At 65.9% G+C, this 20,362-nt stretch carries 17 protein-coding genes and 1 pseudogene; 9 read left to right on the top strand and 9 right to left on the bottom strand.

Annotated elements, in window-relative coordinates; translation table 11 throughout:
• Nucleotides 1-13: 13 nt before the first annotated feature.
• Complete coding sequence (locus HEB94_RS25850; protein WP_192752306.1) at nucleotides 14-931, bottom strand: NADP-dependent oxidoreductase; 918 nt, start codon at nucleotides 929-931, stop codon at nucleotides 14-16.
• A gap of 830 nt (nucleotides 932-1,761) precedes the next feature.
• Between HEB94_RS25850 and HEB94_RS25855 the strand changes: the two genes are divergently transcribed.
• Nucleotides 1,762-2,163, top strand: coding sequence for a YybH family protein (locus tag HEB94_RS25855; RefSeq protein ID WP_192752307.1), 402 nt, complete (start codon nucleotides 1,762-1,764; stop codon nucleotides 2,161-2,163).
• Between the two features lie 723 nt (nucleotides 2,164-2,886).
• Entirely contained in the window at nucleotides 2,887-4,254 is a 1,368-nt protein-coding gene (locus HEB94_RS25860; RefSeq protein WP_192752308.1) for an FAD-dependent oxidoreductase, read from the top strand.
• 75 nt (nucleotides 4,255-4,329) lie between these two features.
• Here HEB94_RS25860 and HEB94_RS25865 read toward each other — a convergent pair whose 3' ends face one another.
• The gene (locus tag HEB94_RS25865; protein ID WP_337918004.1) at nucleotides 4,330-5,247 is read right to left on the bottom strand and encodes a LysR family transcriptional regulator; all 918 of its coding nucleotides are present in this window, start codon (nucleotides 5,245-5,247) and stop codon (nucleotides 4,330-4,332) included.
• Nucleotides 5,248-5,653: 406 nt separating this feature from the next.
• On the opposite strand from HEB94_RS25865, the gene HEB94_RS25870 reads away from it, so the two are divergent.
• Nucleotides 5,654-7,027 carry a GAF domain-containing protein gene (locus tag HEB94_RS25870; RefSeq protein WP_192752309.1) on the top strand — a complete coding sequence of 458 codons (1,374 nt, stop codon included), beginning with the start codon at nucleotides 5,654-5,656 and terminating at the stop codon, nucleotides 7,025-7,027.
• A 127-nt stretch (nucleotides 7,028-7,154) separates the two neighbouring features.
• On the opposite strand, the gene HEB94_RS25875 is transcribed toward HEB94_RS25870, so the two are convergent.
• A complete protein-coding gene (locus HEB94_RS25875) occupies nucleotides 7,155-8,075 on the bottom strand; it encodes a TolB family protein (RefSeq protein WP_192752310.1) in 921 nt (306 codons plus the stop codon).
• Between the two features lie 338 nt (nucleotides 8,076-8,413).
• Between HEB94_RS25875 and HEB94_RS25880 the strand changes: the two genes are divergently transcribed.
• Both HEB94_RS25880 and HEB94_RS25885 read left to right on the top strand, forming a co-directional pair.
• Nucleotides 8,414-8,662, top strand: a complete 249-nt coding sequence (locus HEB94_RS25880) for a hypothetical protein (protein WP_192752311.1) — start codon at nucleotides 8,414-8,416, stop codon at nucleotides 8,660-8,662.
• 57 nt (nucleotides 8,663-8,719) lie between these two features.
• Entirely contained in the window at nucleotides 8,720-9,295 is a 576-nt protein-coding gene (locus HEB94_RS25885; protein WP_192752312.1) for a DinB family protein, read from the top strand.
• 443 nt (nucleotides 9,296-9,738) lie between these two features.
• On the opposite strand, the gene HEB94_RS25890 is transcribed toward HEB94_RS25885, so the two are convergent.
• On the bottom strand, nucleotides 9,739-10,962 hold the full coding sequence (locus HEB94_RS25890; protein ID WP_192752313.1) for a GNAT family N-acetyltransferase: 1,224 nt from the start codon (nucleotides 10,960-10,962) through the stop codon (nucleotides 9,739-9,741).
• 327 nt (nucleotides 10,963-11,289) lie between these two features.
• Here HEB94_RS25890 and HEB94_RS25895 point away from each other — a divergent pair, with 327 nt between their 5' ends.
• Complete coding sequence (locus HEB94_RS25895) at nucleotides 11,290-12,369, top strand: protein kinase family protein (RefSeq protein WP_192752314.1); 1,080 nt, start codon at nucleotides 11,290-11,292, stop codon at nucleotides 12,367-12,369.
• A 74-nt stretch (nucleotides 12,370-12,443) separates the two neighbouring features.
• On the opposite strand, the gene HEB94_RS25900 is transcribed toward HEB94_RS25895, so the two are convergent.
• Nucleotides 12,444-13,613, bottom strand: a complete 1,170-nt coding sequence (locus tag HEB94_RS25900; protein WP_192752315.1) for a GAF domain-containing sensor histidine kinase — start codon at nucleotides 13,611-13,613, stop codon at nucleotides 12,444-12,446.
• A gap of 584 nt (nucleotides 13,614-14,197) precedes the next feature.
• Between HEB94_RS25900 and HEB94_RS25905 the strand changes: the two genes are divergently transcribed.
• Nucleotides 14,198-14,971 carry a transposase gene (locus HEB94_RS25905; protein WP_192752316.1) on the top strand — a complete coding sequence of 258 codons (774 nt, stop codon included), beginning with the start codon at nucleotides 14,198-14,200 and terminating at the stop codon, nucleotides 14,969-14,971.
• Between the two features lie 228 nt (nucleotides 14,972-15,199).
• Here the strand turns inward: HEB94_RS25905 and HEB94_RS25910 are convergent, their stop codons facing one another.
• The 3 genes from HEB94_RS25910 to HEB94_RS25920 form a co-directional block, all read right to left on the bottom strand.
• Complete coding sequence (locus tag HEB94_RS25910) at nucleotides 15,200-15,736, bottom strand: NUDIX hydrolase (protein ID WP_337918008.1); 537 nt, start codon at nucleotides 15,734-15,736, stop codon at nucleotides 15,200-15,202.
• Nucleotides 15,737-16,177: 441 nt separating this feature from the next.
• Nucleotides 16,178-16,738 (bottom strand): NUDIX hydrolase, encoded by a 561-nt coding sequence (locus HEB94_RS54745; RefSeq protein ID WP_192752317.1) that lies wholly within the window; start codon nucleotides 16,736-16,738, stop codon nucleotides 16,178-16,180.
• Nucleotides 16,739-17,240: 502 nt separating this feature from the next.
• Nucleotides 17,241-17,717: an NUDIX domain-containing protein gene (locus tag HEB94_RS25920; RefSeq protein WP_192752318.1), complete on the bottom strand. Its 477-nt coding sequence runs from the start codon at nucleotides 17,715-17,717 to the stop codon at nucleotides 17,241-17,243.
• 88 nt (nucleotides 17,718-17,805) lie between these two features.
• Here HEB94_RS25920 and HEB94_RS51040 point away from each other — a divergent pair.
• Nucleotides 17,806-18,366, top strand: a pseudogene (locus tag HEB94_RS51040) (transposase); the annotation flags it as partial.
• Nucleotides 18,367-18,473: 107 nt separating this feature from the next.
• Here the strand turns inward: HEB94_RS51040 and HEB94_RS25930 are convergent.
• The gene (locus HEB94_RS25930) at nucleotides 18,474-18,977 is read right to left on the bottom strand and encodes a GyrI-like domain-containing protein (protein ID WP_192752320.1); all 504 of its coding nucleotides are present in this window, start codon (nucleotides 18,975-18,977) and stop codon (nucleotides 18,474-18,476) included.
• 562 nt (nucleotides 18,978-19,539) lie between these two features.
• On the opposite strand from HEB94_RS25930, the gene HEB94_RS25935 reads away from it, so the two are divergent.
• Entirely contained in the window at nucleotides 19,540-20,265 is a 726-nt protein-coding gene (locus tag HEB94_RS25935; RefSeq protein WP_192752321.1) for a P-loop NTPase family protein, read from the top strand.
• The last annotated feature ends 97 nt before the right edge of the window (nucleotides 20,266-20,362 follow it).

Raw genomic sequence — 20,362 nt, forward strand, 5'->3', positions numbered from 1 at the left:
CGTCCCCGAGTCCTCACGGACGAACGCGGATGATCGTCTTCCCTCTGGTCCGCTCGGTCGGGTTGAGGGCCGCAACGGCATCGTCGAGGGTTGCGATGTTGCCGATGTTCGTCCGCAGTCGTCCGTCCCGCACCCGCTGCACGATCTCACCCAGTTGGGCGCGGTCGGACTCGACAACGAAGTCGATCGCCAGGCCGTTGGTGGGCCGCGCCTCGGGCGGCCCGACGACGGTCACCAGTGTCCCTCCGGCGCGAATCAGGCCCGCGGACCGATTCTGGATGTCGCCGCCGATGACATCGAAGACCAGATCGACGCCGCCGACGTCTTCCAGGGCGTCTTTGTCGAGGTCGACGAACTCCTGCGCGCCGAAGTCGAGCGCCTTCTGACGGTCGGCAGTGCGACCGGTGCCGATGACATAGGCGCCGGCCTCGCGTGCGAGTTGGATCACCATCGTCCCGACCGCGCCGGCTGCGCCGTGCGCGAGGACACTCTGCCCCGCCTGGAGGTGGCCGTGCTCGAACAGCCCTTGCCACGCGGTCAGGCCCGAGATTGGCAGGCTCGCGCCCACGGTGAAGTCGACGTCGCCCGGGAGCGGCGCGAGGTTGCGTGCCTCGACGGCCACATACTCCGCCAGCGTGCCGTCGCGATGCCAGTCCGTGAGGCCGAACACACGCCGTCCCACCGACAGCCCGGTCGCGCCGTAGCCGAGAGCGGTGACCACTCCGGCCATCTCGTGCCCGGGGATCGACGGTGTTCGGTCATGGTCGACGCGATCGGTCCAGGTGGAGGGCCACTCCAGTTCAGCCGGGACGAAGCCCGACGCGTGAACCTGAACAACGACGTCGTTTGTCGCTGCTGGCGGCTCGGGCCGCTCCACCAGCGTCATCCCGGCCGTTCCCGCAGCCTGATCCGTCACCACAATTGCCTTCATCAGGCACCTCCCTTTACCCCGTCCTCGCCTGCACGGCATTTTCGGTTCACCGTGTGAGTGCCACCAGACCTCGGTTCCTTAGGCTAGGCGGACGCGCAGACCGTTCTGGTTGTCCATGGTCCCACTGTGAGCACATCACCAGCGGGGCCGCCACGACCGACCGTCTCTCAACTAAGAGGCCGAACCTCATGACCTGGCAGACCCACGAGCGGCTCAACACTTCCTCGACGTTGGCCCGCGTCTGCCGCATCTGCTCCGCCATCGCAGAAAGTCGGGGATCGCGTTGTTCGTGTCGGCTGGTGCGGGGGCGTGGAACTGTGCGCCGCGATGTGAGAACTGTCCGGACGCGTAGATCGTGTCGCCGTGCCGCACGGCCTGTGCCGACTAGCCATGGTTAGGCCCGGTGTTCACCCAGATCGCGGACCAGTCCAATGGTGTCGTCCGGTACGAGTACTCCGATGGCACTACAGGAGTGACACTGGCGACCACGTACCCGGTCGGGGCGAGCCACAACCCGGGTCGACTGCAGGTAGACCGGATCAGGGTTGACGCAAGCACCGGTTGCGGCCGTTATGGCAGTCGCGTCGGCGCTGTGACCGATGGCGAAGGTAGGACCTTACTTCGCGATCAGTTCTGAGCTGGTGGTTTCGTCGACCGACAGTGCAGCGACGTTGATGCCGGTCTTTTGGTGCTCACCCGCCCGTTGGAATGCACGTAGCTGTTCGATGCAGTGTCGGCACAGCACCCCTCGTGATCGTCAAGCAAAATGTCGATCCACCCGCGCTACGATGACCGCATCGCAGTTCAACCAACACGAATAGGAGGCCGTCATGTCCGAGTCCTATTCACTTCCCACTGAACCCGAAGGCGTCATCCCTTCGCTGGTTGAGCGATTCAACTCCGGCAAGATCAGCGCGATGAAGAGCTTGTACGAGGGGGCAGTGCTCGTCGCGGACGACGGGCGAACCGTCACTGATCCCGATGAGATCGCTGCCGCACTCGAGCGCGACATCAACCTCGGCCTGCCGCTGGAGGCCAACGCGCGCCATGTGTTCGTTACCGGCGATACCGCCCAGATCGTGGCGGACTGGTCCATTGATGGCACAGGCCCGGACGGCAAGCACGTGCACGTCGAAGGCACAGCAAGCGATACCGTGCGCCGCGGCGCCGATGGACACTGGCGGTACCTGATCGACAATCGTCTTGGGACGGCAGTCCGAAAGGCGGCGTGACACGTGTGGCCGCGGCAGGCTCGCCGATGGATCCACCCTTCGGTGTGGCGTCGACGATCATCACCACGTGGTGAAACTGCCCGTATCAATGAGGTTTCCACGCTCAGTTCACGTTCGATTCCTTAGGGCAATTCAATAGTCCAAATCGCTCCGTCGTTGTAAGGCTTTTCTTGTCACGCTTCAAGAGGAGGTTGCGGCGCCTGGGGTGTTACCCCGCCATGACGTGACGTTGGTGAAGATCGACGTCAGGTCATCGGCCCGGGACACGGCTCGTAGTTGTTTTTCTTGAGCGCGTGCAGGCGACTCCGAAAGGGGCGTTCTGCGCCCAGGCCGCCATCTCCAAGTCCACACCGTCAGCGAGGACGCAAAGGCCATCCGGTGTGAGTACGACGCGTGGGCGCCTGACGGCGCCGTCGATCGCGGCACGCTGCTCCCGCAGCATCTCCTCACCCGAGGGCCCCTTCATGTGGGGACGTGAGGCCCTGGGTTTTCGGACCATGCACCCGAAAACTAACTGTCGTACGTCGCGCAAGAGGCTCGACGCGTGGAGCCGACCGCAACCTGCCCGGTCGCTCGCTGCCGTTGAAGCAGACCAACCTGGCCCACGGAGGATGCGCTATGACGACTATCGAGCTCTACCCCGACGACGTTCACAACCAGCGGACGATCCGCCAGGGTCACCCACCTGACTGGGTCAACCGCGAAGGTGGTGACTACGACCTGGTGGTGCTCGGCGGCGGCCCGGGCGGCCTCACCGCCGCCACGACTGCTGCCGCGGGCGGGCACCGCGTCGCTATGACGGAGCAGCGACTGACCGGGGGCACCTGTGTCAACTTCGGCTGCACGCCGAGCAAGGCGCTGATTCGCTGCGCACGCGCGGTACACGATGCGAACCGCGGGGACGAGTTCGGCTTCCGGCTCGACGCCCCACCCCAGACTGATTTCGGCTCGGTCATGGATCGGGTCCGCAAGATGCGTTCCCTGAGCAGCGCACACGATGCGGTCGAGATGGCCGAGCAAGCGGGGGTGGAGGTCTACCTCGGGCACACGCGCTTCACGGCGCCGAATGCCGTGGAGGTCGATGGCCGGGTGCTGCGATTTCGCAAGGCTGTGATCGCCACCGGGTCGGTCCCCGTGGTGCCCCCCATCGAGGGACTGCAGACCGGGGATTACCTGACCAACGAGACCGTCTTCTCACTGACACAGCTGCCAGCCCGGCTGGTCGTCATCGGCAGCGGTCCGCTGGGATGCGAGCTGGCCCAGGCCTTCCACCGTCTCGGCGCCGAGGTGGACATGGTCAGCCGCCCCAGCACCCTGCTGGCCAATGATGAGCCGGAGGTCGGTGAGCTGATCCGTCGCCGGTTCGAGCAGGAGGGGATAGGGCTCCACCTGGGGTTCGAGGCAGTACGGGCGGACGGTGGCCGTTTGCTGGTGCAGGGCCCCGACGGGACGCGCGAGCTGCCCTATGATGCGCTGCTGCTCGGCACCGGTCGCAAGGCGAACGTGGAGCACCTGAACCTGGACGCGGCAGGGGTACACCTCGACAGAGACGGCGTGGAGGTAGACGACTACCTGTGCACCAGCAACGCCGACATCTATGCCGCCGGCGATGCAACCTTCCCGCAGAAGTTCACCCACGCAGCCAATGCGACAGCGCTGCTCGGTATCGCGAACGCGCTGGATGAAGCGCATCGCCCGGCACGGGAGCTCGTCATTCCCCACTGCACCTACACCGATCCCGAGGTGGCCGAGGTGGGCCTGACTCCGCGCCGAGCCCGCGACGAAGGTGTCGCCATCGACGCCTACCGGCTCGACCTGACCCAGGTGGAGCGGGCGTTCATCGACGGCGAGGAGGAGGGATTCGGGGCGATCTACAGGCGCAGCGACGACGACGAGATCGCAGGAGCGACGCTTGTGGCGGCGCACGCCGGTGAGATGATCAGCGAGCTGACGCTGGCGATCACGAACCACATGCCGCTGGAGGCGCTGGCCGGCACGGTCCACTGCTACCCGACACAAGCCGAGGTCTTCCAGCGGATCGCACTGCAGCACGCCCAACCCCAGCGGGTCGCTGTGCCCCACCCGCGGTGAGGCCGTGCAGTTGGTCACCGATTTGATCTCGGTGTCAAGGAGTTGATTCCGCCTGGCTTCGCCTGGTGGCGTTGTTCAGTGGGCGGTCTCGTGGGGGTTGTCCGGGAGCCAGCCTTCGGGGTCGGTCAGGCTGAGATCGCCGACGGGTGCGGAGATGGCGTCCACGGCGGCGAGTACGGCGGTCCGCGTCTCTCCCTTGCGCCACACCAGCGACCAGGGAAAGTACACCCGCGGGGACACCACCGGGCGCTGGACGAGGTCCGGAGGGAGTGGCGTCTGTTCCTTCGGTGGGTTGATGACCGGCCGGGGCGAGCGCCGGACATGTGCGAAGAACCCGGGCTCGGTGATGCCTGCGTCGTCGATGTGTACAAGGTGCGCGCCGGTGTACTCGGCGAGCTTCCTGGCGTAGGCGTTCCACGCCGCCCGGACCTGGAAGTCCTCGTTGACGAGAACCGCGGTGTCGCGGGCGCCAATCTCGCTGGTGTCGTCGCCGGTGGCGACGGCGTGCAGCCGATCCGCCCCGATCAAGCGCGCGTTCAGCTGGCGGTCCTCGAGGTCCTCGGCGCTCACCGAGCACAAGGCGATGTCCAGGGAACCGTCCTTCACGCGGGCCGCCTGCGCGTGGGAGGGCACGATCCAGGCGTCCACCAGGAGTTGGGCCACCCCTGCGGTGCGTGCCATGAGGTCGGAGGGCAACCAGCTGACGTGGCCGAGACGGACCGGTTCGGCAGCCCCGGCCAACTGCGCGGCCCGCCGGTTCAGGTCGTCCGCACGTCCCAGCAGGTCGCGGGCCAACGGGAGGAGAGTGGCTCCGGCGGGCGTGAGACTGACGGAACGCCGGTCGCGGTCGAACAGGAACACGCCGAGGTCGCGTTCCAGGGCCTTGATCTGCTGGGAGAGGGACGGTCCGGCGATCAGCAGGCGCTCCGCCGCCCGCCCGAAGTTCAGCTCCTCGGCGACGGCCACGAAGTAGCGCAGCTGGCGGAGCTCCACACCTTCAATCGTAGGTGCCCCTAGGAGATTCGGCCTCCTAGCTGGGAGAAGGTCGGTCGTGGCAGCCCCGCTGGTGAGGTGCTCACGATGGGGCCATGGACAACCAGAACGGTCTGGGCGTCCGCCTGCCTGCCCGTCTGCCGAGGCGCCTGGTTGGGGAATCGGTCCAGATTGACGGAAGTCATCATGAGCACTTTCCAGGAACAAACCGTACGTCCCAGTTAGTTTCGGCGCCCCAATGGTCGCGGCTACGTGTCGGCCGAGCTGATCAGGTCGGTTCGGTGTCACGGTGACCAGCGAGGGCTCAGCCATTACCATGATCAGGGCGGTTGCGAGCGCGATCAGGAACGCCCGATTGCTCCGCCCGCGATGCCGGCGCCACCAGTGGCTCAGAGGGACTTCCCAGATGACCTGGGCGGCGATGGGTGAGCTCGACCTGGAGACCGCCTCCAAGCGGGCGACCGATCGTGTCCGTGAGATCTCCGGCGCGGACTACGCGGCGATCTCGCTGACCGACCCCTCCGATCCGGGCAGGCTCACCTTGCTGTGCGCGTCCGGCCTGGGGGACGCCCGACCCGAATGCGGCGCACGGATTCCACGCCAGGGCATCGCCGCAATGGTGCTCAACTCGGGCCGGCCGGTCATCACCGAGGACCTCACCACGGACCCGCGCCTCGACCGCACTTCAGATCGGTGGGGGCACCTGTCCGTCATCGGACTCGCGATGTTCATGCCGCTCACCGCGGAGAACGAAGTAGTGGGCACCCTCCTCATCGGCTGGCGACGGGGGTCATCGTACTCACGCCTCACCGCGCGGGAGGTCGACCTCGTGCAGACCTTCGCCAACCAGCTCGCACTCACACTGCAACGGCTCCGGACCCAAGAGAAGGAGCGGCGGGGGCAGCGCTGGTTCGAAGCCGCCACGCAGATAGCGCACCTTGTGGTTGGCGGTGTGGATCCGGACGAGACGATGCGCCTGGTTGTTCGGCAGCTTCGAGAGATCTCTCGCGCCGACATCGCCAGCATCACCCTCGCCGACCAGAACGACCCCGACAGCATGTACGTGGTGGCCTTCGAGGGAATCGACGGGGCCGAAGTCCCGCCCAGCACCCGTATCCGGCGGGAGGGCATTCGCGCCCACGTCCTCGCCGATGGTAGGCGCGTCCTGAGTGACGGCTACCCCCACCTGAAGGACCGCCGACCTCCGCCGGGGTGGGCGGAGTCCCTGTCGCACCGCGGTCTCGGCATGCAGGTCCCGCTCTTCGCCGACGGCCGGGCTCGGGGGACGCTTTTCGCCGGCTGGCACCGAAGGTCCCCCCACGCCTACGCAGCGCGTGCGGAGGCTGCCCAGGTGCAGGCCTTCGCCGACCTAGCCGCACTGGCTCTGGCTCGCAGGAGCCACGGCCCTACGGGATGGACGACCTTCCAGTCCTCCGAGGGGTCGGCCGCACTGATGAACTTGCTCGTCGCGAGCATGACCGAGCGCAACCAGGCTTGGCGCGAGGCCGAAGTAGCCTGCGCCCAACTCGCCGAGGTGATAACGCGGCTCGACACAGCAAAGAGCATTGGCCTCGACAACCTCCGCGCACTTAGCGCACGACATGGCAGCCGCAGAGATCACGATAGACAGTCCTGGTGGGCCCTCTCTCTCCGGATGCAAAGGCCATCCGAAGGTCAAGCAGGCGGCTTCCGTCCGGACAACCGGGTGAGACCCCGGGCGGATCGGGCGTCGTCTCCGGCACCTGGTCGGCGTCCTCGCCCATGGCGGCCCGCCTCCTGACCCGTTCGATCTCCGTGTCGGCGAGCTTCCGCACCGCGGCCACGTACCGGCGCCCTTCGAATGAAGCTACTCTGCGGGGCGTGACGGCTGGCGGGAGGTCGCCAGAAACGACCGTTATCGCTGCGACTCAGGTCTCGATCGGGTAGGCAATGTAGGCGACGTGGGTGCTGTCGGGAGACCAGCTGTTGACGTTCAACGATCCTTGGCCGCCGAGCAGTGCGTAGCTCTGGACGGGCTGGTTCCAGTCGTCCACCGAGACCAGCCGGATCTCGACCGGCAGGTCGGCCGGGTGACCGGTGGTCCCTAGCGGGAACGCGATGTGGGACGCCCAGCGGCCGTCGGGCGACAGATGCGGGAACCAGTCGACGGTGGAACTGGTCGTGAGGCGTTGTAGCGGCCCGCCTCGGTCAGGGATGCGGGCGATCTGGGCGTGCCCGGGGGTCGTGGTGAAGGCCTCGGTGTTGAAGTAGATCCAGCGTCCGTCGGGTGACCACTCAGGTCCGTCGAGGTGGCCAGGTCCGGTGTCGAGGACGGTGACGGTGTGGTCGGGGTTCAGGACCGCGAGTGCTCCCGGCTGGGTGAAGTCGTCTATCTGCACGTAGGCGAGTCTGCGGTCGTCGGGAGATACACCGTGCAGGAAGTGCCGCTTGCCATCGTTCGGGGTGAGCTGAGTGACCGGCCCGCCGGCCAGCGGGCCGCGGTAGATGTGGGTGTCCATCGCCGAGAGGTAGATGTGTTCTCCGTCGGGGCTCAGGACGTGGTCGTTGTTGAGGCTGATCGGCGGGTCGAACACGATGCGGTCGAGTCCTTGCTCGGGGTGGTGGACGTTCAGCGTCCACGCGGCACCGTCTCCGTTGACCAGCAGGTGTTGGCCGTCGCGCGTCCAGTTTGGCGCCTCGATCAGGATCTCGTCGGTCTGGAACAACAGCCGCGGTGCGGGGAGGTTCGGCCCGGCGACCCACACCTGCGATCGCTGGCCGGTGCGGAGTGTGCGGTGATGCGACTTCTCTTGCTGGGCGGTGTCCTGCCGATCGGTGGGTGGTGTCATGGCGGTCCTTTGGTCAGGGTCCGGGTGGTCAGGTACGGGTGGTCAGGTTCGGGTGGGCAGAGTCCGAGTGAGACGAGCGCGTCGATGGAGTACTGGTGATCAAGCTCGGAGGTCATCCCAGAGGTTGTCAGCACGCCGACGGGCAGCTTGTGAACGACGATCGGACGGCCGGGTGTTGGAAGCTGGCTACAAGAGTTGGATGCAAATTGAAAGCACTGAGTATGCCTTGGGGTGTGGTCACGTTGGAGGACTGGGGCGAGATCCGACTCCATCGGCCTGTGGGTACGAGCGGGCTCCTCGAGCGCCCAGAACCTGACCGACGGCTTGGTCCCCAAGCCATGGTGACCGCCCTCGGCGACACCACTGCACAAGCGCGCAAACTCGTCGACGTCGGCCTCTGGGAACCGACCAGCGACGGCTATCGAGTCATCGCCTGGGACGACGCCCAGTCCACCCGCCAGGAGGTCCACCAACGCCGAGGGGCCGCCTGCGACCGCATGCGCCGAGTTCGCGGCGCAAGCCCGGCGTTGACCGCGACCTTCGGGGCGAAGTTCGCGCGAACAACTAGAGCGGAGGCCGGCGTGTGAGTAGGACGCCCCCCGGTCAACCGTGCGAGTGTCGGTCCGCGATGCGAAGGTGGTGGCATGAAGGAGATGCTGTGGTCACAGCTGCGGGCAGCTCGCGACTCGCTGGTGTGGAAGCTGGACGGTCTGGGTGAGTACGACCTGCGCAGGCCGATGACGCCGACTGGAACCAACTTGCTCGGGTTGGCCAAACACCTGGGCTCGCAGGAGTACGGCAAATTTGGCGAGGTGTTCGGGCGGCCGGCTCCGGAGCAGCTCGCCTGCGTCGCCGATGGATCCATCTGGCACTACGGCGACATGTGGGCGACGCCGGAGGAGAGCGCCGAGTACATCATGGGCTTCTATCGCCGTGCGTGCGCGCACGCGGACGAGACGATCGGCGCGCTGGATCTGGACACCATCGGATCGGTACCGTGGTCGCAAGGCGAGGAGACGACACTGGGCGCGATGCTGTTGAACATGCTGGGCGAGACCCAACGCCACGCCGGGCACATCGACATCGTGCGCGAGCTGATCGACGGCTTCGCCGGCGGCATGCCTGACGCTTCAGGTTTCCACGAGGGTGCGGACGAACAGTGGTGGCGGGAGTACGTCGATCGCCTGGAAGCGGCGGCGCGTGCGGCCGCCGCGCGCTAGCTCGAACCCTGCCGATCGACTCCGTAGCATCCTTCAGCCCGACACAGGGGTTAGACATCCCAGGGAGCTAACCTTCAAGGGGCGGTGTCGGATATTCCGCGTGGCCCCCTCCTGCTCATCGATCCGATTCCGCGGACCGCCAATTGGGCCTGGGATGCTGCGTACGCACAGATGACGTCGGGGATCGAGGGGACGCCCAGGCTCGTCCCAATCCTGGCCGAGGCGCGGCGCTCGCTCGGCCTTCCCACAGGTGACCCGGCGGCCCTTGAGCGGCTGGAGACGATTCTCCTCGCGTGGTCGTCCATGATGTGGTGGACCGCCATCCACTTCCGTCGGGATGATCCGTGGTGGACCGCGCAGGTTCAACAGAACCTGGAGCGGCTCGCATCGTCAACATCTCGCTAGAGATCGGTCTGCTCGGCGGTGGGTGTGGGGTAGAGAGCCTAGAAGTCGGTGCCACACCATGGCGCACTGTTGACCGCGAACAACCGGTCGGCCAGCGACAGCGCATTCGGGTTCACCACCAGGAGCCGACCGGCCTGCGCTAGCGCCGTCGGCGTCACGTCGCCCAAGTACAGCTCACCCAGCGCGTCCACGTCGAGCACCAGATCGGCCGCCTCGGTCACCCGGTCAGTCTGCTCGGCGCCGATCCGGTAGCTGCCGGCGTTCTCCGGCAGGATCGCGTCCCGGACCTCCAGCACCAGCGACTCCGTCGTGTCAACGCCGAGCAGACCGAAGCGTCGGGCGGCGAGCGCGGACGGCACATCCACGATCCGCAGCCAGGTCTCGTCGTTGATCCGCTCGGTGTTCAGCGCCCGCCGATCGGTGAACAGCTGCTCGAGCGGTTCGTCCATCGGCCGGCCCTTAGCCACCACCTCGGTCACCAGATCAACGCTTAGTAAGTACCGCCACAGGCCGGCCCACGCCTCGGTTGACAGGGTCACGAGGTCACGCAGTTCCAGCACTGTCTTCGCATCCGGATCGCTGAAGTCCCCTCGTTGGACCGTGTAAAGGGCGTATCCGTCATCGCCGTCCTGGCCGGTGTGCACCGCGACCATGACCGGGCTGCTGTATGAATCCATGCGCAGTCGGAGATTCGTCCACCAGTGTGCCGGCCGCTGGACCCAACCTGGCCGCGCCGACGATGCCACGCGGTTGTAGATCGGCGGCATTAGTTCTTGCGCCTGGTCGAAGGACACCAGCCGAATTTGGCGCCCGGTGGGCACTTCGGGGCGGAATCTGGCACGCGCCCGCCTGATTCGGACCTGTCGGTATCGGGACGCAACGCCATACCCGAACCGGCCGTAAATGGCGCCCTCAGTGGCCCGCAGCGTTGCCAAAGGCTCCGTCAACGCGCCCAATTGGGCACCCATCAGGCCGCACAACACGCCACGCCGGGTGTGATCGGCACGTACTCCAACCCGGCTGACCAGCGCCATCGGCACCACCTCGCCGCCAGGCACTGCCAATGCTGAAGACCATGACTGTGCCGAACCGACGATCTCCTGATCCCGGAACGCGCCCCAGGTGCGGCCCAGCTCGTAACTCGGCTCCCGCTCCGACCAGTCCCCATCCGTAGTGGGCCTGACGTGCAAGGTGACCCGGAACACGGTATGCGCGGCGCGGTGCTCCTCCGGCTGAACAACACGAATGACATAGTCGCTCACAGCCGCCATCCAACAGCAGCCGCTCATGCTCCGGCAATCCCGTTGCGGCGCACTGGCCAGGCGACCAACGACCAACGCATCGGAACCCACGGCTTGTGAGCTGCCCGGGCCTCGTCGACGAGTGCGTGCCATGAAGCTTCGCGCGACGAATGAGACCGTACATTTACCCAGCTCAGCGTCTCGTCGGCATGCCGTTGATGGCTCTGTCGAATAGATCTGCGTGGGCAAGTACCGCGACTGGCGTCGGAACGGTGTGACCTCGATTGATACGGTCGTTCACGTCCGCGAGATGACCGACGCCCTGGTCGGGGCACCGAGGAGCCGTCGATGCACCGCCCAGACCTGCGGTACGCCGCGCGCCTGGCCGCTTTTGGGACCGCAGCCACGCACCTGTCCCTGCTGAGTGACCGTCGGCTCGGTGAAGTCGTGGCCGCAGCCGCCCCACTCGGATCCGGCATGGGCGGCAGGTCGGCGGAGTTGGAGGTCAATGGAGTACGGGTCTTCGTCAAGCGTGTCCCCCTGACGGACACGGAGTTGCGACCGGAGAACGCACGGTCGACGGCGAACCTCTTCGGGCTGCCGACGTTCTATCAGTACGGGGCGGGCTCGGCCGGGTTCGGCGCTTGGCGTGAGCTGGCCACGCACACCATGACCACCAACTGGGTCCTCGGGAACGAGTACGAGGGCTTTCCGCTGATGTACCACTGGCGGGTCCTACCCGACTCCCCTCCCGAGGGGTTCTTCGACGAGTTCGGGGGCGTCGACGGAGCGGTCGCACACTGGGACGGCTCGTCTGCCGTGCGCCATCGCCTGGAGGCCATCGGCCGGTCCTCGTCCAGCCTGATGCTCTTCCTGGAACACGTGCCGCAGACGCTCGCCGCCTGGCTGGACGACCACCGGGATGCGGTATCGGAAAGCGGGGACGGCTCGCCCTACACGTGGGTGGAGGAAGCCCTGGCGCGCGGGACCGCCTTCATGAGCGCTCGCGGGCTTGTCCACTTCGACGCACATTTCTCCAACGTCCTGACCGACGGCCAGCTGCTCTATTTCGCGGACTTCGGACTTGCCCTGAGCTCCGGCTTCGAGCTCGCAGCGGATGAGGCCGAATTCCTCTCGAACCATCTCACGTACGACCGCTGCTACACAGCGAACCATCTGCTCCGCTACCACCTGCTCGATGGCCGCGATGGCGAAGGCGGGCACGAGGCGTTCCTGTGTAAGTGGCTGACTGATCGGCAGCCCGACGGCATCCAGAGCGAGATCGCTGCGATCATCGACCGTCATGCTCAGATTGCCGTCGCCCTCGACGAGTTCCATCGCCGACTGCTGACCGAGAGCAAGCGGACGCCGTATCCGACCGCTGAGATCGAGCGGGCCCTGGCCGCTTCGGCTGCAGCGCCCCATTGAGATCAGATCTTCTGCGACTCGGTCGCGCCGCGACTACAGGCCTGCGCGGGATGGCACAAAGTGAGCCTTTCCGGTTAATCGGACATGCCGTGCAGGGGGACTTGCCAGGATAAGATGTTTCCGGTTGGTCCATCCGCTCGCACCGTGCACGTCCCTCCCAACTGTCGGGCTCTTTTCCGTAGACGGACAGGCACACTTCCACTGGCCAAGCGTTTCCCAGCCTGGCCGTCATCGCTGACAGTGAGAGCGAGCTTGTCCGCGGTCACCTGCACGAATACCTCGATGTTGCTTACTGCCTGGTGAGTGGCGGCATCGGCGAGCGACTCCCGCACTGCGAGCACCAGTTCTTGTTCAAGCCATTCGGGGAGGCCATTCAGTGGGCCGTGGACCACCAGTCGCGGCGTTTGATTGAACGTATTGCTGACAGCTTCGACTTCCTCCAAAACCTGCGCACTCAGCGGTAGTCGACTAGGAGTTCTCGCGTCACTGAGCGCGAATACGGTAGCGCTGATCTGACGGATCGTCCCGTCAAGCTCGTTGATGGTGTCCTGAAGGCGTCGGCGCATCTCGGTTTGACCGACCATGCCGGAAATCACGTGCATGCGTGTGCCGATATCGAATAGGCGGACCAGGATAGTGTCTCGCAGTTCGCCGGCGATTCGTTCGCGATCTTCCAGAACCATGCTGTGAGTGCGGACCTGCTGCAACGCAAGCGCGACCACATCCGTAAACATTTGCATTAATGGGACTATGGTCGAAATAGTCTCGAAGGACGAGCCGCGCCGCCACCCGGCAACCAACACACCAAAGGCATTTCCCGAAACGGCCAAGGGTAGGTACATCCCTGGGCCAAGGGTTGAGAGGGCTTCGGCTAGTTCCGCAGGTGGTTGGAAGCCTGGATGAAGAGGGATGTCAGAACTAATGACGGCTTTGTTAGATTGAATGACATTAGTCCACAATTCCGACCGTTCGGAGGCGTGGGGAAAATTGCCGGAAACATCTTCGAAGCCCATACCATCGACAACCTCAATGAACGCAGTGCCGACTGGCAAGTGCGGGTCGGTCAGCCCGATCGCCACGTAGTCGGCGCCAGATACGACACGCAACCTTTGGGTCACAAGTCGTAGACCGCCGCGGACACTAGTCTGTTTCTGCAGTGCTTGAGTCAGCTCCAATGTGGCTTTTAGCCACCGATTAGCGTAATCATCATTTTCGGGTGTTTCGGGCATTAGTTCGTTCACCATGTCGTCGGGGCACCACAAAAGCTTGGACTTGACCAATTGCTTGGTCTACTGGTGGCGTCCGGTCAGCTTACGAGGCGACATGGGTCTCGGAAAGTGCTCGCGAGCACTTTCGTTACCACCCCGTCCGCACCGGTCGGGGCACGCAGAGAGGTCTTCGCCCGACGGGCCGACCACCTACTATGCGTCGATTCGCTGCTCCGGAACCGCGTGGAAGGTTGGGCCGCAACGGTCTCGCCACCGGCAGTCTCCTACCCCTGCGGCTTGGCCGGCTTGTTCGGCACACCCCAGACCGCGCCGGCGGTAGCCGCGGCGGCCCCGATCGCGACGATCGCCTCGGCGCCGGTGAGCACCTGATCCTCGCGTCCGGTCGCGAGAGCTGATCTCTTAGCTCGGGTAGCGGAGGCAGGCCGGGGGGCTGCAAGCGTCTGTGGCTCGGGTGATCCGGAGTGGTCGTGGGCAGGCCCACCTGGGCATTCATTCACCTGCGGGCATCCATGATTATCTGGCGTCTTCCGACGTGCTAAAGGTTGTCCCGTAATCGGCGTGTCGGGTCGGTAGACCCGCCGGTCGGGGTTGATCATGTCGTGGTGCAGGTGATCAGTGGTTCCTCGGATGGCTGGATCCGACCGTTTACGGGGTTGTCGGTGCGGGAGTTCCGCAGGCTGGTGGGCATCGTGCGGGCTCGTGGCGCCGAGCAGACGGGTGCGGGTCGCCGGTGGGGGCTGGGACTTGAGGACCGGGTGTTGCTGGTCGCGGTGTACTACCGCACGAACCTGACGTTGCGGCAGGTGGCGTTGCTGTTCGGGATCTCCAAGTCCGCGGCAGGGCGGGTCGTCGACCATCTCGCTCCGTATCTGGTGCTCTCGCCCCTGCGGCGCCGTCGCGGCCCGGAGCAGGTGCTGATCGTGGACGGCACCCTGGTCCCCACCCATGACCGCAGCATCGCGGCGTCGTCGAAGAACTACCGGTACTCCACCAACCTGCAGGTCGTCATCGACGCCGACACCCGCCTGACGGTCACGGTCGGCAAACCGGTGCCGGGCAACCGCAACGACTGCCGCGCCTTCCTCGACTCTGGCGCCGATGCCGCCTGTGCCCAGATGGCCGTGATGGGCGATGGCGGCTACCAGGGCACCCGGGTCATCACACCGTTCCGCAAACCAGCCGGCGCCACGTTGCCGGAATGGAAAGAACAGATCAACACCCGCCACCGCCGCATCCGCGCCCGAGCCGAACACGCTCTGGCCGGCATGAAGAACTACAACATCCTGCGTAACTGCCGACGCAAACGCCAAGGCGTCTACTACGCCACCTCAGGCATCGCCCTCATGCGCAACCTCACCCTCACCACCGACTAGCCACCACACCCACGGTCGACCCGCCCAACCCCAGCACGCCACAAGATCATTACGGGACAACCTTTAGGTGGCCAGATCGTGGCCTCTCTGATCGGCCCCAGGATGTGGGTGCAGCCAGGCAGCGTCGAGATTGTTGGTGAACTTGACAGTCTCCCCTGGAGCTGCGGCAGTCGGGCTCTTGGCCGGTGGGATCGGCGGGTCGTTGTCGGCGGCGGGGTGCCTATCTGCTCAGGCTGGTGGATGGCCGTCCTCGAGGTAGACAACGGTCCCTGCTTCGCGGGCTTGAGCAGCGGCGATCGCTCGTCGAGCGTGGAGGGAGTCCAGGCACTCGACTGCCTGGTCGAGAGGGAGGAAGGTGTACTCCTCCACCTCGCCGGGGTCGAGCTTGATCGCCGCAATGTCATCCGGCGTCAACACTCCTCCGTCGAAGATAAGGATGACGCCGTCCAGGATGCGCTCGGACCATCCCGCGGCGCGCTGGCGCTCGGTGAGGTTGCGGTCGTGGGAGGGTTCCCAGTCGACGACAAGCAGCGCGCCAGGCTCCTTGGCGAGGCCAATCTCCTCTTCAACCTCGCGACGGACCGTGGCTCGCGGGGTCTCATCGGAGTCGGCCACACCGCCTGGAAAGCCCCATGGACTGACTCCGTAGGTTGCTTTGACGAGAAGCAACCGACCGTCGGTGTCGAAGAACACGGCCATGTGCGCCTCCCGCTTGGCCGGCAGAGGTCCGCGCGGGAGCGGTTCTAGTTCGTCTATCTGGTTCACCGTCGCGACCCTACTGTTCGCGCCAGGACGCGTGAGACGCTGATCTGGGTCTGTGGTTGCGAGATGCCAGCCGGCTTTGCACCATGTCCCGCGGAGCGGGACGTGATGACCGGGCCCGGGACGCCGTACGCCGACAGCTACGGCGAGGGTCGCCAGTGTTCTGGCGGCCCTCTTGTCGCGCCCAGCCGCGCCGGCCGACCGCGCGCGGAAGGCGCTGAGGGATGGCTGGCGCTGTGCGGCGGTCAGGAGCGGCCCGGTCCGGCCGGCTCCTGAAGACGTACAGAAACTGCTCACTACCTGAGACCCGGCATGAGTCAGGCAGCGCTGTCACGACTCAGGCGTCAAGGCGCTGGTGCGTCTAGCGCCCAGGTGCGACGCGAGACCGCCTGCCCGCCGCCGTAGTCCTGGGCGATGGACGGGCCCAGCTGACACCAAAGTTCCTTAAATCTGGCTGCGATCCTCGGCCCGATCCTTGGACGGCCTTCGATGTCCGGGGACAGCAGCCTCGTGAAGTGTGCGCCTGATGATGGGTGCGAAGGGGTGGGCTGCAACCGCGAGGTGGTCCGCGACGTGCTCAGCGTCGACCAGGCGGCGGTGTGGGATCTCGAACTTTGGTTTCCAGGGGGAGAGTTCGACGTCTGCACGCCACAGAGCGCGGACGAGCACCGCCCCCTTGTGTTGCCCGGCGATGCATACCCCGCGAGTGAACCCGAGGAGCCTGGCTTGGACGACGATCGCGCAGGCTTCTTCGAGCATCTCCCGGCGGAGGGTGTCTTCCCAGCTCTCGGTGCCTTCTGGTCTGCCGGCGGGAAGCTCCCACCTCTCGCCGTCGCGGCTAACGAGGACAATCTCGCCGGTGGGGGTCACGCAGACGCCTTCTGACCCATGGGACTTCCCGGCGGGAGGTGTCGGCGGGGGATGCCACGAGACGATCCAGTCCCCATGGTTGTCCCGTACGGCGAAGCTCTCGCCGTCGGCGGCGGTCAGGGCCACCTCAGCCATCGGCAGCTCACCACCCCTTCCCCGTTACCCAACCTGGAGTTGCAGTGGGCGCAAAAGCTTACCCGTCGCCAGCAGGAGAGGGCGATGGCCTTCCAGGCTGGGTCTCGCCACACTTCGGCTTGACCCCAGCGTGATCCAAGCGACCTGCGACAGCGGACGACGATGAGCGCTAGGACGACGGCCTCCACAGCGTGGGAGAGCAGCTCGCGACCATGATGCCCGTTCCTACGGATGGCAAGGTCGGGCCGAACGCAAGAACCGCCCGCTGTCCCGTGCAATCCACATGCAACAGCGGCGGCGGTGAACGAGGGTGCTCAACGGGCATCGGGGGGCAGATACGCTCCGCCGTTGGTCCTGGTCAGAAGGGGGCAGAGGCGGAGCGTAGCCGCCGACCCTTGCGCTCTTCAGACCCCGCACATCTTCCCGTCAGAGCCGGTGCGGACCGAGGCCCCGTGCGAAATAGGTGCAACATCTGGTCGCCAAGCTAGGTCCATTCATCAGATTAGGACCTGTTCGCGGCCCACCAGTCGAATGCGTCAGGGATGATCGCCTTCATGTCAGGAGGACTTGGAAGGGTCAGGGCGTCGTCGTTGGTGAACCAGCTGGCCTCGCGAAGCTCCTCATGCTCGAGGTTGAGTGTGCCGCCGAGGAAGCGGCAGGCGAACATGGTGACGACATAGGCGAGCCGAGCTCCGCCTGGGTAGGTGACCTCGAAATCTGGACCGCCATAGGCGCCGGTGATGCCGAGAATCTCGGCCTCCAGTCCGGTCTCCTCACGTAGCTCTCGCAGCGCGGCCTCGGCAGGGCTTTCGCCGGGCTCCATACCTCCGCCGATGGTCGCCCACAGGCCGTCATGGTCGTGACGTGCCAGCAGTAGTCGTCCGGCCTCGTTGAAGACAGCTGCACCCGCGGCAGGAGTCAGCAGGAGATCGGAGCCGATCTTGGATCGGATACTGGCCATGTACGGCGAGATCGCCATGACGTCGGACCTCCTGAGGCAAGGCTTCGTGGTGCCATCCAAGCATGAATGCCGCGAAGCCTACGAGACGCTCAACGCGGCGGGGCAGCGAAGGTCCTTTCCTGGACGGCATGCCGCGCTGGAAGCCTTTGGTGATCTCGCCGATCGTGACGCCGTGGCGGTGCTTGGCAGAGCCCCAGGTCCGGGGCGATGGTGCCCGGCTATCGGTCTCGGCGATCCGGGCGGTGTTGAAGCGTGCTGGCCGCCGGCGCAACCTCGATGACACAGCCCGGCGGATCACTACCGCGCTGCGCACCGACCAGCAGTTTGCGCGGCGGAGCAGATTGTCGCCGCGTTCGCCGCCACCACGACTGCAGCGGGCGGCATCATCGCCGGGTTGAACCGCCAGGTCGCGGAGCTCGAGACCAGACTCGCAGACCGTTTTGAGCAGCACCCGGACGTCGACATCTACCTCTCCATGCCGGGACTCGGCGATGTTCTTGGCGCCCGGGCGCTCGATGAGTTTGGGGACGACCCTGATCGCTACAGCACCGCCAAGTCTCGTAGGAACTACGCCGGCATCTCGCCGGTGACGGTTGCCTCGGGCAGAAAACGAGCCGTCCTCGCCCGCCACGTCGGCAACCGCCGCCTGCACAACGCCATGTATCAGTAGGCCCCACCGCGCAACTCCCACAGCCGACGCCGCTGGAACGCACCGAGCCGCGACGCCGCTGTAAGCGTCGGAGACTTCGTGGGAAGCCGGATTCGTGGGCCAGGTCAGCCTCTGACCGGCCAGTGCAGCTCGGTGTAGTGGTTGTCGGGGTCAGGTGTGACGGTTGGGTCTGAGAGCCAGATCCAGCGCAATGGGCCGCCCAGTTCGAGGCCGGCCGCTTCGATCTGCGCTCGCAGATTCGCGATCACCGCCTCGACCTTCTCGACGTCCGCCCAGTTGCCCGAGAAATAGGCTGAGGCCACCTCGCCTCCGGGAAGAACGGCGGGAATGACATGGCCCTCAGGGACGGCCGCTCGATCGACGGGCACTCCAGCCTCCCATCCATCTGCTTTGGGCTCCTGGTGTCCTGGGCTCAACTCTTCACCAAAGACCGTGTAGGGCGGCCCCGCCGCCGCGAGCCCCTGATGCTCCAGAGCTTGGAACGATTCTCCGATCGCTTCGCCAATCATCTCGTCCGTCCGGGTACTCCGAACGCACAGGACTGGCTGGTCGCTGAGCGTCTTGCGCACGATCGCGGTGACGTTCATGTTCGTCTGCGGCGTCGACATGGCACTCCTTTGGGATCGGAGATGCCGGAGAGCAGCCGTGTACGACTCGCCAGTGCGCTGCATGCGTTGTCGAACGAGTCGCTTGCGATTGCGGTTCGCCGTCATCCGGCCCTCCACGCCCGGCGCTACGCCCCCCAGCGACGGCGCCCGGCAGTGACCGGGACAGCGATCCCGAGGATGTGGTCCCCTTTGCCTCCAACAAGCGGCCCTGCTGGGGAGGACCGACGGAGGTTTGGCGGTGGATCGACGCCACCAGGCAGGCTACTCAGTCTGGGCCTGACTCCGCAATGGTGGCGCACCACCACAACAACACACCCGACGCCCTTGAAGGTTAGCTCCCTGGGATGTCTAACCCGTGTGTTGCGCGGGCCATTAGCCCAGGTCGGACAGGTCAGTGCAGGACGCTCGCGGCCGTTGTCCCCGGCGTGAACCAGGGGCCACGCGGCCGTAGATGTGCGTTCCCAAGCTGACAGTCCGACGGCCGGGCGTGTGCTTACGTCGACGAGGCGTCCGCGCGGTAAACCTGGTGACGAATCGAGTGTGGTCTTGTCACAGTGTTCGGATGAATTCGGCGTTCGACACCCGCGACCGGACGAAGCCCCGCCTGGTCATGCTTTCCGGTTCCTGTGCGGGCATCGGCAAGTCGACGCTTGCCGAAGGGCTCACACGCAGGCTGGAGGAAGCAGGTGCGACCGTCGACCTGTTCGGCGAGCACCAGATCTTCGCCCGAGCCGACTTCGTCGACGTCGCGGAGGCTTTCCGCAGCAGGGAGTTTCCGACACCCGAGCTCTTCCTGCCCACGTACGCGCGGGTCTTCGATGGCTTCCGGGCCGCAAACGCCTGGGGTGTGTTCGACTGGCACTGTGCAGGCATGGCGGCCGACCTTCCGTGGGCGATGCGTGACCACGGTCGGCTTGCGCGGCTCTGCCTGGATGTACGAGAGCTTGCGGAGGACATGGATCCTGTCCTCCTAGACCTGGCCGGTGATGTGCGGACGGCGACCGAACGGGCGCTTGCCCAACGTGGTGACGTGTGGGCGAAGCGCTACGCACGCCTCGCGAGCGACGCCGGTCACACGTCTGGGCGCATCGCTGAGCGGATCGTGGCGTGGTCGCGAGATCAGCTGGGCGCGCTGCGGGAACAGGAGCTCGCGGCCATGCGGTCGGCAGGCTGGCCGGTCATCGAATTGGACGCGACGGCATCGGCTGCCGAGGTCCTGGAGCAGGCGTGGGATGCCCTGGGCCTCGGCCGGTCCACAGCGCTCCCGTCCCCGTGCGTAACGGGTTAGGGCCGCCCGGACTCGGGCGTCCTTCATGCCTGCAGCTAAGTGAGCTCGAGTCGGCCGCTCGTCCGGCAGTGAGCGCTGGAGCGGATGCGGCGTGACG

The organism is Actinopolymorpha pittospori (assembly GCF_014873875.1).
In the GTDB taxonomy this organism is placed as follows: domain Bacteria; phylum Actinomycetota; class Actinomycetes; order Propionibacteriales; family Actinopolymorphaceae; genus Actinopolymorpha; species Actinopolymorpha pittospori.

Coding starts and splice junctions, on each gene's coding strand:
- HEB94_RS25850 (WP_192752306.1), bottom strand. CDS start 931: ATGAAGGCAATTGTGGTGACGGATCAGGCTGCGGGAACGGCCGGGATG.
- HEB94_RS25855 (WP_192752307.1), top strand. CDS start 1,762: ATGTCCGAGTCCTATTCACTTCCCACTGAACCCGAAGGCGTCATCCCT.
- HEB94_RS25870 (WP_192752309.1), top strand. CDS start 5,654: ATGACCTGGGCGGCGATGGGTGAGCTCGACCTGGAGACCGCCTCCAAG.
- HEB94_RS25875 (WP_192752310.1), bottom strand. CDS start 8,075: ATGACACCACCCACCGATCGGCAGGACACCGCCCAGCAAGAGAAGTCG.
- HEB94_RS25880 (WP_192752311.1), top strand. CDS start 8,414: ATGGTGACCGCCCTCGGCGACACCACTGCACAAGCGCGCAAACTCGTC.
- HEB94_RS25885 (WP_192752312.1), top strand. CDS start 8,720: ATGAAGGAGATGCTGTGGTCACAGCTGCGGGCAGCTCGCGACTCGCTG.
- HEB94_RS25895 (WP_192752314.1), top strand. CDS start 11,290: ATGCACCGCCCAGACCTGCGGTACGCCGCGCGCCTGGCCGCTTTTGGG.
- HEB94_RS25900 (WP_192752315.1), bottom strand. CDS start 13,613: ATGGTGAACGAACTAATGCCCGAAACACCCGAAAATGATGATTACGCT.
- HEB94_RS54745 (WP_192752317.1), bottom strand. CDS start 16,738: ATGGCTGAGGTGGCCCTGACCGCCGCCGACGGCGAGAGCTTCGCCGTA.
- HEB94_RS25920 (WP_192752318.1), bottom strand. CDS start 17,717: ATGGCGATCTCGCCGTACATGGCCAGTATCCGATCCAAGATCGGCTCC.
- HEB94_RS25930 (WP_192752320.1), bottom strand. CDS start 18,977: ATGTCGACGCCGCAGACGAACATGAACGTCACCGCGATCGTGCGCAAG.
- HEB94_RS25935 (WP_192752321.1), top strand. CDS start 19,540: ATGAATTCGGCGTTCGACACCCGCGACCGGACGAAGCCCCGCCTGGTC.